General features: G+C 68.1%; 13 protein-coding genes. 7 read left to right on the plus strand and 6 right to left on the minus strand.

The window, feature by feature from the left end:
- The first annotated feature begins 14 nt into the window (after window positions 1-14).
- The 3 genes from H7J86_RS06455 to mbtN are packed head-to-tail and all read left to right on the plus strand — an operon-like array spanning window position 15 to window position 3039.
- Window positions 15-308 (plus strand): acyl carrier protein, encoded by a 294-nt coding sequence (locus H7J86_RS06455; protein ID WP_267290616.1) that lies wholly within the window; start codon window positions 15-17, stop codon window positions 306-308.
- A complete protein-coding gene (gene mbtM / locus H7J86_RS06460) occupies window positions 305-1882 on the plus strand; it encodes a long-chain-fatty acid--ACP ligase MbtM (RefSeq protein ID WP_267289980.1) in 1578 nt (525 codons plus the stop codon). Before H7J86_RS06455 ends, mbtM begins: the two co-directional genes overlap by 4 nt.
- Window positions 1879-3039, plus strand: a complete 1161-nt coding sequence (gene mbtN / locus H7J86_RS06465; protein WP_267289982.1) for a mycobactin biosynthesis acyl-ACP dehydrogenase MbtN — start codon at window positions 1879-1881, stop codon at window positions 3037-3039. Before mbtM ends, mbtN begins: the two co-directional genes overlap by 4 nt.
- A gap of 10 nt (window positions 3040-3049) precedes the next feature.
- Here the strand turns inward: mbtN and H7J86_RS06470 are convergent, their stop codons facing one another.
- Together H7J86_RS06470 and H7J86_RS06475 are read right to left on the minus strand one after the other, a co-directional pair.
- Window positions 3050-3679 (minus strand): GNAT family N-acetyltransferase, encoded by a 630-nt coding sequence (locus tag H7J86_RS06470; RefSeq protein ID WP_267289984.1) that lies wholly within the window; start codon window positions 3677-3679, stop codon window positions 3050-3052.
- A gap of 85 nt (window positions 3680-3764) precedes the next feature.
- A complete protein-coding gene (locus tag H7J86_RS06475) occupies window positions 3765-4151 on the minus strand; it encodes a DUF2237 family protein (RefSeq protein ID WP_090355242.1) in 387 nt (128 codons plus the stop codon).
- A gap of 168 nt (window positions 4152-4319) precedes the next feature.
- Between H7J86_RS06475 and H7J86_RS06480 the strand changes: the two genes are divergently transcribed.
- The gene (locus H7J86_RS06480; RefSeq protein ID WP_090355245.1) at window positions 4320-4550 is read left to right on the plus strand and encodes a hypothetical protein; all 231 of its coding nucleotides are present in this window, start codon (window positions 4320-4322) and stop codon (window positions 4548-4550) included.
- Here the strand turns inward: H7J86_RS06480 and nagA are convergent.
- Genes nagA through H7J86_RS06495 form a run of 3 tightly spaced genes read right to left on the minus strand, consistent with a single transcriptional unit; the run spans window position 4507 to window position 6908 of the window.
- Window positions 4507-5667: an N-acetylglucosamine-6-phosphate deacetylase gene (gene nagA / locus H7J86_RS06485; protein ID WP_267289986.1), complete on the minus strand. Its 1161-nt coding sequence runs from the start codon at window positions 5665-5667 to the stop codon at window positions 4507-4509. The two genes, H7J86_RS06480 and nagA, sit on opposite strands and share 44 nt — an antisense overlap.
- Window positions 5668-6453, minus strand: coding sequence for a glucosamine-6-phosphate deaminase (gene nagB, locus H7J86_RS06490; protein ID WP_187098771.1), 786 nt, complete (start codon window positions 6451-6453; stop codon window positions 5668-5670). It abuts the gene before it with no gap.
- Complete coding sequence (locus tag H7J86_RS06495; protein WP_267289988.1) at window positions 6453-6908, minus strand: PTS sugar transporter subunit IIA; 456 nt, start codon at window positions 6906-6908, stop codon at window positions 6453-6455. The genes nagB and H7J86_RS06495 overlap by 1 nt, the downstream gene beginning before the upstream one ends.
- 68 nt (window positions 6909-6976) lie before the next feature.
- On the opposite strand from H7J86_RS06495, the gene H7J86_RS06500 reads away from it, so the two are divergent.
- Entirely contained in the window at window positions 6977-8521 is a 1545-nt protein-coding gene (locus H7J86_RS06500) for a PTS transporter subunit EIIC (protein WP_267289990.1), read from the plus strand.
- Between the two features lie 12 nt (window positions 8522-8533).
- Here the strand turns inward: H7J86_RS06500 and H7J86_RS06505 are convergent, their stop codons facing one another.
- On the minus strand, window positions 8534-9178 hold the full coding sequence (locus H7J86_RS06505) for a TetR/AcrR family transcriptional regulator (RefSeq protein ID WP_372517226.1): 645 nt from the start codon (window positions 9176-9178) through the stop codon (window positions 8534-8536).
- A 93-nt stretch (window positions 9179-9271) separates the two neighbouring features.
- Here H7J86_RS06505 and H7J86_RS06510 point away from each other — a divergent pair, with 93 nt between their 5' ends.
- Together H7J86_RS06510 and H7J86_RS06515 are read left to right on the plus strand one after the other, a co-directional pair.
- The gene (locus tag H7J86_RS06510) at window positions 9272-10396 is read left to right on the plus strand and encodes a VOC family protein (RefSeq protein ID WP_187098768.1); all 1125 of its coding nucleotides are present in this window, start codon (window positions 9272-9274) and stop codon (window positions 10394-10396) included.
- The gene (locus tag H7J86_RS06515; protein ID WP_267289992.1) at window positions 10393-11328 is read left to right on the plus strand and encodes a fumarylacetoacetate hydrolase family protein; all 936 of its coding nucleotides are present in this window, start codon (window positions 10393-10395) and stop codon (window positions 11326-11328) included. The genes H7J86_RS06510 and H7J86_RS06515 overlap by 4 nt, the downstream gene beginning before the upstream one ends.
- Window positions 11329-11332 lie beyond the last annotated feature (4 nt).

Below are 11332 nucleotides of genomic sequence, written 5' to 3' on the forward strand. Positions count from 1 at the left end.
CTAGCCTTAGCTAACTGCCCGGTGTAGCGTCCCCCGACATGGAACAGTCACAGTCCGCTGCTGTCAACCCTGAACTGCTCGCGGTCCTGAGAGACGATCTCAGCATCGACGTCAGCAAGGTCACCCGCGACTCCAGGCTGATCGACGATCTCGGCATGGATTCGGTGGCGTTCGCCGTCGGCATGGTGGCCATCGAGGATCGCCTCGATGCGGCCCTGACCGAAGAAGATCTGCTCAGCTGCGAGACCATCGGCCAGCTGGAGGACACCATCACCGCCAAACTGCCCGCCGGGCAGGCCAACTCGTGAGTGTCCTCGCCCAGGCCCTCTCGGCCGCGATGACCGGGTCGAACAACGATCTGCACGTCTTCGACGCCGCCGCCGGCGCCTGGCACCGCCATCCGTGGGCAGAGGTACACGCCCGCGCCGAGAACGTTGCCGAACGCATCTGCGCCGAGGGCACCCAGGCCGTCGGCCTGGTGGGCGATCCGAACGTCGAATTCATCGCCGCGATCGCCGGCGCCCTGTTGGCCGGGGCCGCCGTGTCGATCCTGCCCGGACCGGTCCGCGGCGCCGAACCGCAACGCTGGGCCCGAGCCACCCTGTCGCGCTTCGACGGCATCGGCGTGCGCTCGGTATTCAGCCACGGCACCCACCTTCGCGATCTCGAATCCGTCGGCGGCGACGTGACCGTCGCCGATGTGACCACGGTCGCGCACGCCCAGCGCTCCACCACTCACCACGGCACCGTGGGCAGCGCCGTCGCGGTCCTGCAGGGCACCGCCGGATCCACGGGCACGCCTCGCACCGCCCAACTTTCACCCGAGGCGGTGCTGGCCAATCTTCGGGCCCTGGTGGACCGCGTCGGCGTCGGAGCCGACGACACCGGGCACTCCTGGCTGCCGCTGTATCACGATATGGGGCTGTCCTTCCTGCTCACCACCGCGCTCGGCGGCGCGGACCTGTGGCACGCACCCACCTCGGCGTTCTCCGCCCAACCGTTCGGCTGGCTGGCCTGGCTGACCGAGAGCCGCGCCACCCTGACCGCGGCACCGAACATGGCCTACAACATCGTCGGGAAATACGCCCGCCTGGTCAGTGACGTGGACTTCTCGCACCTGCGCTTCGCCCTCAACGGTGGCGAACCCGTCGATTGCGACGGCAGCCGACGTTTCGCCACCGAGATGGCCCGCTTCGGACTGGACCCGGGCGCGCTCGCCCCCTCCTACGGCCTGGCCGAATCCAACTGTGCGGTCAGCGTTCCCACGCCCGGGAGTGGTCTGCGGCTCGACGAGATCCACGTCGTCAGCGATGACGGCGGCTTCGTCCGAAAGCACGCGGTGCTCGGCGAGGCGATCCCCGGGATGGAGATCCGGGTCGCCCCACGCGAGCAGTTCGTCGACAGCATCGCCGATCGCGAAGTCGGCGAGATCGAGATCCGGGGCACGTCCATGATGGCCGGATACCTCGGCGAGACCCCCGTCAAGCACGGAAACTGGTTTCCCACAGGCGATATCGGGTACCTGCTGGACGGCAGCCTGGTCATCTGCGGACGTGCCAAGGAGATCATCACCGTGGCCGGACGTAACATCTTCCCCACCGAGATCGAGCAGGTGGCCGCCCAGGTCGACGGAATCCGCCCGGGGGCGGTGGTCGCGATCGGCACCGAAGGCTCCTCGACGCGGCCCGGCCTGGTGATCGCCGCGGAGTTCAAGGGCGCCGACGAACCCGCCGCGCGCAGTGCGCTGGTGCAGCGCGTCGCCTCCGAATGCGGTGTGGTGCCTGCCGAAGTGGTGTTCATGCGGCCCGGGTCCTTGCCGCGCACCTCCTCGGGCAAGCTGCGCAGGCTCGAGGTCAAGCGCAATCTGGAGGCCGCACCGTGACGCTCGCCGCGCCGTCCGACGAGGACTTCTCCGCCCTGCTCGAGCGGGTATTCAACGATCAGGTCAGGGCCTGGACTACCGAAGCCGAAGCAACGGAGCACTTTCCGCGCGCACTCATCGAGTACCTGGGCCGGGAGGGCGTGTTCGCCGCCAAATGGGGTGACGCGCAGCAACCCGACGTCGGGGACGTGATCGCGTTGGCGATCGAACTGGGAAAGCTGGGTTCGGCCGGTATCGCCGTCGGGGTGAGTCTGCACGATTCGGCGATCGCCATCCTGCGCCGATTCGCCCGCAACGACTATCTGCGCGATATCGCAGAGCGGGCCATCCGCGGTGACGCGGTCCTGTGCATCGGCGCTTCCGAGGAGTCCGGTGGCTCCGACCTGCAGATCGTCGGCACCGAAGTACGTTCGGCGCGTGGCGGTTTCGAGGTCAGAGGTGTCAAGAAGTTCGTCTCGCTGTCGCCCATCGCCGACTATGTGATGGCCGTGGCGCGCGATGTCGGCGACGACCCGTCCAGCAGGAAGGGCAACGTCGTCGTCATCGCCGTGCCGCTCGACGATCCCGGGGTACGGGTTCAGGCGCCCTACCGCAAGGTGGGCGCCGGGCCGCTGGACACCGCCGCCGTGCACATCGACACCTGGGTGCCCGCCGAGGCGCTGGTGGCCCGCGCGGGCACCGGCCTGGCCGCGATCTCCTGGGGCCTGGCCCACGAACGGATGTCGGTGGCCGGCCAGGTCGCCAGCAACTGCCAACGCCTGCTGGGAATCACCTTGGCGCGCATGATGGATCGCCGCCAATTCGGTCACACGCTGTACGAACACCAGGCTCTGCGGATGCGTATCGCCGACCTGCAGGCCCGGGTGGACATGCTGCGACACGCACTGACCGGCATCGCGGCCGGCAAGAAGCTGGACCTGCGCACCGCGGCCGCCATGAAAGTCACCGCGGCCCGCCTCGGTGAAGAGGTGGTCTCAGAGTGCATGCACATCTTCGGCGGCACAGGCTATCTCATCGACGAGACTCCCCTGGGTCAGTGGTGGCGCGATATGAAGCTGGCCCGGGTGGGCGGCGGCACCGACGAGGTGCTGTGGGAGTTGGTCGCCGCAGCGATGAAGCCCGACCACGACGGCTATGCCGCGATGATGGCCCACTGACCCCGAGCGGCTATTCGTGCTCCGGGATGTCGTCCGGGGTCCGGGGAAACACGTAGAGCGCCATCCGGCGATTCGACATCTGATGCTCGCCCAAGAACGTGCATCCGACGTATTCCACCAGCCGGCGGGCCCCGAGGTTACGGTGGTCGGGGTCGAACATCACGCGGCGGCACTGCGGCTCGGCGGCGAACAGGTCGGCCAGCAGCTTCGGCATGATGAGCGGGGCGATACCCCGGTTCACCAGCTTCGTGTCGGCGATCGCGGCGTGCATGCCCAGGTCGTACGGATCGGCGTCGTACCGCGTGGCGATGGAATCTTTTGCCGCTCTGTACAATTCGATGTAGCCGATCTGCTCGCCCTTGCGGCTGGTGATGAACGGGCGAGAGAACGTACCGGCCAGCTGAGCCTTGAGGTACAGCCGCCAGCGCTCCGGCGGCCAGTCGTACTCCCACGCCTCGGCCAGATGCGGCAGGTTCATCCACTCCGAGACCAGCTCGGCGTCGGAATCTGGGTCGGCCAGGCGGGCCGCGTACGGTGCGGCGATCTGCGGGATCGCCGGCGCCGGGACGTCGCGGACCTCGTCGGAGATCGTGGTCAGCTCGCGCGGCAGGATGGGTAGCACGTCGTCAGAGTCGATCATTTGAGCGCCGAGCCTACCCAACACCGTGACGTTCGGGTGGGCTACACCGGCGGTGGGCGCAGCCCTGCGGGACCGTGCTCGGCCGTCAGAGATCGCTGGCGTCGTCGGGCACGTCGACGGCATGTTCGGCGAGCGCCTCCAAGGACACCACGTCCAGGGTGCGCTCGTGTGTGCACGCCATCACCACCGGCGCCGCGCACCCGTCCTCGTAGGCGCGCAGCCAGTTGGGTGCGGTCACGCACCACCGGTCGCCCGGCTGCAGTCCGGGGAACCGGTACTGCGGCATCGGTGTCGACAGGTCGTTGCCGATGGAACGCTGATGGTCCAGGAACTCCCGCGTCACCACCGCGCAGATCGAGTGCATACCCGGATCCTCGGGGCCGGTCGAACAGCAGCCGTCACGGTAGAAGCCGGTGAGCGGTTCCGTCCCACAGGGTTCCAGCGGACCGCCGAGCACATTGCGTTCGGGCATCGTCTCATCATGCCCTGCTCCTCAGCGTCGTGAGCGGTACTCCACGTGCCACCACCCGCGCGATCAGGCCGCCGGTGTGACGCGGCACACCCGGTGCACTTCTCGGATACCCGCCAGTAACCCTCACTCTGTACAGTCGTAGCCGTTGCCAGCATGGCGGCCACAGGCATGAGGGTGACACAGGATATGACGATGGACAGTTCGGCGAGCGATGCCGCGACGGCAATCGAGGAGCTGACGCTGACCGAACCCGAGGACGCTGCGCCGACGAAGCACGTCCCCAGCCCCGATGACGGCGCCACCACACCCGGTGGTCCGACCATGGTGCTGATCGGCACCGGCGTCTACCTCGCCATCAAGGTGTGGCGGTACCGACGCCGCCGTCGCCGCCAGGTGTGACGACCCAGCTCCCCCGGTAGAGCGTGCCGGTCACGCCCAGATCGGCATCCATTGTCACGACATCGGCGGGTGCCCCGGGCACCAGGCCGGGACGGGACAGCCCCAGCGCACGCGCCGGATTGATGGTGGCTTGCCGCACCGCCTGCAGCAGCGCGTCATCGCGGCCCAGGCCGCTGTGGGCGACCGCGAACCGGAACACCGCGTCCATGGTGGCGGTGCTGCCCGCGATGGTGTCGGTGCCCGCGACCCGTGCCTTCCCGTCCCGCACCTCGACCGACATGGTGCCCAGCAGGTAGTAGCCGTCGGCGCCACCGGTGGCCGCCATCGCATCGGTGATCAACGAGACCCGGTCGCTGCTTCGGCACACGTGCCGGTAGATGGCCGGGTCGACGTGCACTCCGTCGGTGATCAGCTCGACGGTCACCCGCGGATCCTCCAGCAGCGCGATGATGGGGCCGGGTGCGCGATGCCCGATGGGGCGCATCGCGTTGAACAGATGGGTCCCGACCGTCGCGCCGGCCTCGATCGCCGCCCTGGTCTGCGCATAGCTGGCCTCGGTGTGCCCGACGGCGGCCACCACCCCGGCGTCGGTCAGCGTGGCGATCGCCTCCAGCGCGCCGGCGCGCTCCGGCGCCAGCGTCACCATCCGCACCGCACCGCCGCCGGCGTCCAGAATGCGGGTGAGCTCAACGGGATCCGGGTCACGCATCAGCGATGCGTCGTGGGCGCCACAGCGATGGACCGATAACCACGGGCCCTCCAGGTGGATGCCGTCGATCAGGCCGGCGCGGGTGTGTTCGGCCAGCGCGCCGACTTGGCGCAGCAGGTCATCGGGCGCCGCGGTGACCAAGGAGGCGATCAGCGTGGTGCTGCCGTGCCGGCGATGCAGCCCGACTGCCGCCGATGTCGCGGCCAGGGTGCCCGCCGAGAAATCGGCTCCGGCGCCGCCGTGCACATGGGTGTCGACGAAACCCGGCACCACTACGGCCGCAGTGTGGTCCGCAGGCACCGGCGGGTGACCCGCCCCGACGGCGCGCACCGTGTCACCGGCGAGGTCAATCCACCCGGGCCGTAACAGTTCCGCGCCGGTGAGCACGTTGTCGGCGGCGATCAGCACTCAGATACCCTGCCAATCCGGTTTGGATCGGTAGGCCTCGCGGTAGTAGTCGGACAGCTGCAGGCGCCGGGCGGCGGCATCGTCGAGCAGCACGGTCACATGGGGATGGTGCTGCAGGATGGTCGCCGGCCACATGGCCGACACGGACCCTTCGACGAGGTGGTGCACCGCTTCGGCCTTGGCCGCGCCGGCGGCGATGAGGACGATGTGCCTGGCGGCCATGATGGTGGCCAGGCCCTGGGTGAGGCAGTGCGTGGGCACCGCGTCGATAGCGCCGTCGAAGAACCGGGCGTTGTCCACGCGGGTCTGGCGGGTCAGCGTCTTGATCCGCGTCCGTGACGCCAGCGAGGACCCCGGCTCGTTGAACGCGATGTGACCGTCGGTGCCGATCCCGAGGATCTGCAGGTCGACCCCGCCGGCGGCGAGGATGGCGTCCTCGTAGGCCGCGCATGCGGCGGGGATGTCGGCGGCCAAGCCGTCCGGCCCGTCCACCGCGCCGTGGGCGAAGTCGACGCGGGAGACGAACACGTCGTCGATGACGTTGCGGTAGCGCTCGGGATGTTCGGCGGGCAACCCGACGTACTCGTCGAGGGTGAAGGCGCGGGCCTGGGCGAAGCTGAGCAGCCCGGCCTGGTGACGCGCGATCAGTTCGTCGTAGACGACCAGCGGGGATGAGCCGGTGGCCAGTCCGAGCACCGCGTCGGGTTTGCGCGCCAGCAGGGCACTGATGGCGTCGGCGGCGAGGATCCCGAGCGTTCCGGTATCGGGCGCGATGACGACTTCCACTATTCTGTCGCCACGAAAAGCTCTGCACCACTGGCGATCTCGCCAGTGGTGCGCTGGGCGATACGGCCGGGTTCGCGTTCGTCCATGATGACCACGGGCACGACGGGGTTGAGTCCCTTGGCGACCACCGCGGGCACGTCGTAGGTGATGATGAGCTGGCCGGCGGTGACCTGCTGGCCCTGGGTCGCGTGGGTGGTGAAGCCCTCCCCGTTCAGCGCGACGGTATCCAGGCCCAGATGCACCAGGACGCCGACCTTGGCCGGGGTCAGCACGATATAGGCGTGCGGCATGAGTTTGAGCAGCGTGCCGCTGACCGGGGCCAGCGCCTCGACCACCGCGTGGGGCGGGTCGATGGCAGCACCGTGGCCGACCATACCCTGGGCGAATACCGGGTCGGGCACCTCACTGAGCGCCACCGCACGGCCGGGGACCGGCGCGAGAACTTCTGTGGTCATGGTGCTCAACACTACGATCCCGGCGCAACCGGGTCTCGGGTTCACCGGTTCTCGTTTAAGCTCCCCGAATGGGCGGGTCGACGAAACCTCAAAGTAGTCCGCGGATTCCGGGATTTGCGCAGTTACAGCGCCTCGGCAAGAGTCTCATGCTGCCGATCGCGGTGCTGCCCGCGGCCGGCATCTTGTTGCGACTGGGGCAGCCCGATCTGCTCGGCCGTATCGACACCCCGGTGATCGGCGCGTTCTTCAAAGCGATGAGCGCCGCCGGTGACGCGGTGTTCGCGCATCTGCCGCTGCTGTTCGCCGTCGGCGTGGCCATCGGCTTCGCCCGCAAGGCCGACGGCTCCACCGCACTGGCCGCCGTGGTCGGCTATCTGGTGGTCGAGGCGGTGTTCAAGACCATGTCGCCGATCGTGCTGGCCGGCCAGCTGGACAAATCCGGTGAGCAGGCCCAGATCAACTACAGCGTATTCGCCGGTATCGTCGTCGGCCTCGTCACCGCGTGGCTGTTCGACCGCTACCACACCATCCAATTACCCTCGTATCTGGGCTTTTTCGGCGGACGACGGTTCGTGCCGATCGTGGTGTCACTGGCGGCGCTGTTCATCGGCTTCGGTCTGAGCTACTTCTACCCGCTCTTCGACGCCGGCCTCACCGGCCTGGGTAAGTTCATCGGCGCCAGCGGGGCGTTCGGCGCCTTCGTCTACGGCTTCGCCAACCGGATGCTGATCCCGTTGGGGCTGCACCACATCCCGAACTCGTATGTGTGGTTCCTCTACGGCGACTACCAGACCCCCGGCGGGCAGACGGTCACCGGTGAGCTCACCCGGTTCGCCGCCGGTGACCCGAGCGCGGGCATCCTGACCTCCGGCTTCTACCCGATCCTGATGTTCGGGTTACCGGCCGCGGCGCTGGCGATGATCCACGTCGCCAACAAGAAGCAGCGCAAGGTGGCCGTCGGCATCCTGTCCGCCGCCGCGCTGACGGCGTTCCTCACCGGGGTCACCGAACCGCTGGAATTCGCGTTCATGTTCGTGGCGTTCCCGCTGTACGTCATTCACGCGGTCCTGACCGGGTTGTCGCTGGCGATTGCCTATCTGCTCGATATCCACCTGGGGTTCTCGTTCTCCGCCGGGCTGATCGACCTGCTGCTCTACGGTACGGCGCCGGCGGCGAAGAACATCCCGCTGCTGATCGGCATGGGCCTGGCGTTCTTCGCCGTCTACTACCTGTTGTTCCGGTTCGCCATCGTCAAATGGAATATGCGCACCCCCGGTCGCGAGCCGGAAGACGAGTTCGAAGCCGAGGAGCAGGCCAACCTCGGCGAGGGTGCCCAGTCGGCGACTGCCGTCGCAGTGCCCGTGGGGGCCGACGCGCAGCTGGATTCGAAGGCCGAGCAGGTGATCGCCGCGTTCGGCGGACGGGCGAATCTGGTCAACGTCGACGCGTGCATCACCCGGCTGCGGATGGAGGTCGCCGACCCCTCGAAGGTGGATCAGGCCCGACTGAAAAGCCTTGGCGCCGCGGGTGTCATCGAAGTCGGCAACGGTGTGCAGGCGGTGTTCGGCACCGAGGCCGAGGCGTTGAAGAACGATATCCTCGGCATCCTCTAGACCCGGCGCGAGTCAGGACGCCTCGGCCCGGGCACTGAGGTCGGGCAGCGGACGCGCACATACCTCGCGTGCATCGTCCTCGGTCATGCCGAACAGGCGCAGCAAGTCCGCCGTCACTGCATCAGCAGCCTGCGCATCATCGCGATCAGGTTGCGCCTGAAGCAGATTGCCCAACCCGAGCAACGCGCCACCCGCCATCGCGAGCGCCAGTTCGGGATCCGGGACCCGGAACCGCCCCGCGGCCACCCCTGCCCTGATGTCACGCAGCGCCCGAGGTGCCAGGCCGCGATCCGATACCAACAGGGCCATCCCATTGGCCAGCAACACCCGGCTCTCCTGCGGCCGGCTGCGGAACAACCGACCCGTCAATCGGAAGGCGGCCGCGAAAATCTCAGCCGGGTCGTCGAGCTCGGCGGTACACGCATCGAGCAGGGCTCCGTGCGCGTCGAGCGCCTCCGTCACCGCCGCTTCGAACAACTGCTCCTTGGTGTCGAAGTGGTTGTAGAAGGAGCCCATCCCGACATCGGCGGCCTGGGTGATCTCCAGGATCGGCGCATTGAGCCGGCCCGCGGCGACGAACGCCTGCGCGGCCTCGATCAGCGCGGCACGGGTGCGCCGCTTACGGGAGTCGACCCGGCTCACGGGTGCTTCAGGCACGCACAGCAGCGTAGCTCATTTCTGAGGATTTCGTCAGAAACATTGACTGACGGCCACGTCTCATGTGACGATTTCGTCAGAAAAGGGGGCAGTATGGACACTGACGTGCACAAAGACCTGCACAGCGAGCAGGGCGCGCACAAGGGTGAACATCCCGGACGCTCGCGTAACCCGGTCATCAAGGTGGTCGACCTGGCCTGGCTGGAGTTCGAGAAGCCCGATCTGACCCGGGCCGAAGCGTTCGCCCGCGCGTTCGGGTTCCAGACCGCTCTGCGCACCCCCAGCGAGGTGCATCTGCGCGGTACCGACGCGGACGCACCATGCGTGCTGTTGCGCCAGGGCCCGGCCACCCGGTTCGCCGGTCTGGCGTTGCAGGCCGCCGACGAGGTCGACGTGCTGCGGCTGGCAGAGCACACCGGTGTCGCGGCCCATGCGCTGCCGGAGGCGATCGGCGGGCTGGCCGTCGACCTCGCCGACCCGGGCGGCACACCGGTACGGGTGGTCGCCGGCATGCACACCCTGCCGCAACTGCCCGTCCAACCTCCGCTCGTGCACAACACCGGCCGCACCGTCACCCGCACCAACGCCACTCAGCGCCCCCCGCGGGTGCCGGCCCGCGTGCAGCGCCTCGGTCACGTGGTGCTGCAGTCCACCACCTACCGCCGGACCTTGAACTGGTACCTGGACCTGTTCGGGATGATCGTCAGCGACTTCCTCTACTTCCCCGGCCAGCGCGACCGCGGCCCCACCATGAGCTTCATCCGATGTGATCGGGGCGCCACCCCGGCCGATCACCACACCCTGGCCCTGGCGCTGGGTCCGGCGAACCGCTACGTGCATTCTGCCTACCAGGTCAGCGACCTCGACGCGCTGGCCGCCGGCGGCGAATACCTGCGGGAGCGTGGCTATTTCCGGTCCTGGGGTATCGGGCGGCACATCCAGGGCAGCCAGCTGTTCGACTACTGGCGCGACCCCGACGGCTTTCTGGTCGAGCATTTCGCCGACGGCGACATGTTCGACAACACGCTGGAGCCCGGCTGGGCGCCGTTCACCGCCACCGGCCTGTCGCAGTGGGGCCCGCCGGTCAGCCGGGACTTCCTGGGTACCGACGTGAAATCGGTCCGCCATGAAGCCGCGCACCTGCTGACCGCACTGCGCGGCGACAACGAATTCGATATCCGGCGCCTGGCCGGCCTACTGAAAGTTGCTTCCTCATGACCATTTCCGTGTTGCGCACTGCCGACGCCTGGTGGGTCAAGACGCCCACCGGGGCCGCCCGGATCGACACCGAGGCTGCCACCACCGGCGCGCTGCTGGCCGACCGGGCCGCCATCGACGCGGCGCGCACCGGCCAGAGTGTGTCGCTGGACAGCCTCGCGCTCGTCTCCCCCGTCACCGCGCCGTGCCGGGTGGTGGCGCAGATGACCAACTTCGAATCCCACGTCCGCGACTCGGGCATGGATCCGAAGACGGTTCCCCTGACCTTCTTCCGTAAGTCCTCGGCATCGATCAGCGGGCCGTTCGACGATATCGTCAAGCCCCAGGATGTCCGGTTCCTGGACTACGAGGTCGAGATCGGCCTGGTCATCGGACGCGACATCCCGGTGGGCACAACCCTTTCCGAGGCCGACCTGCCCGGCGTCATCGCCGGCCTGGTGATCACCAATGACGTGTCGGCTCGCGATATCCAGTTACCCCAGACCCAGTTCTACGAGGCCAAGTCCTACCCCACGTTCACCCCGACCGGCCCCGAGCTGGTACTACTCGATGCCGACGAGCTCAAGCGATTCGGCGACCTCCGGTTGCGGTTGAGCGTCAACGGATCGCAGCGACAGAACGCGATCGTGGAGGGGGACATGCTGTACCGGCCGCTGCAGGCGTTGCAGTCGCTGACCAGGTTCCAGGATCTGTCCGCCGGTGACCTGGTGCTCACCGGCACCCCCGCCGGCACCGCGCTGGTGGCCCCGGCGAAGGTGATCGAGATGATCGGTAACCTGCTGCCGCCGGCGGTGAAGTGGAAGGCGTTCTTCAAGCGGCAGGCCGGCAACCCGAAGTACCTGCGCGACGGCGATATCGTGGAAGCCACGATCGGCACCGATGACGGTGCGATCAACCTTGGCGCGCAGCGTTTGACGGTGCGCTACCGGTGACACA

This window comes from Mycobacterium hackensackense (assembly GCF_025822555.1).
GTDB lineage: Bacteria > Actinomycetota > Actinomycetes > Mycobacteriales > Mycobacteriaceae > Mycobacterium > Mycobacterium fluoranthenivorans.

Coding starts and splice junctions, on each gene's coding strand:
- H7J86_RS06470 (WP_267289984.1), bottom strand. CDS start 3,679: ATGATCGACTCTGACGACGTGCTACCCATCCTGCCGCGCGAGCTGACC.
- H7J86_RS06475 (WP_090355242.1), bottom strand. CDS start 4,151: ATGCCCGAACGCAATGTGCTCGGCGGTCCGCTGGAACCCTGTGGGACG.
- H7J86_RS06480 (WP_090355245.1), top strand. CDS start 4,320: ATGAGGGTGACACAGGATATGACGATGGACAGTTCGGCGAGCGATGCC.
- H7J86_RS06495 (WP_267289988.1), bottom strand. CDS start 6,908: ATGACCACAGAAGTTCTCGCGCCGGTCCCCGGCCGTGCGGTGGCGCTC.
- H7J86_RS06500 (WP_267289990.1), top strand. CDS start 6,977: ATGGGCGGGTCGACGAAACCTCAAAGTAGTCCGCGGATTCCGGGATTT.
- H7J86_RS06510 (WP_187098768.1), top strand. CDS start 9,272: ATGGACACTGACGTGCACAAAGACCTGCACAGCGAGCAGGGCGCGCAC.
- H7J86_RS06515 (WP_267289992.1), top strand. CDS start 10,393: ATGACCATTTCCGTGTTGCGCACTGCCGACGCCTGGTGGGTCAAGACG.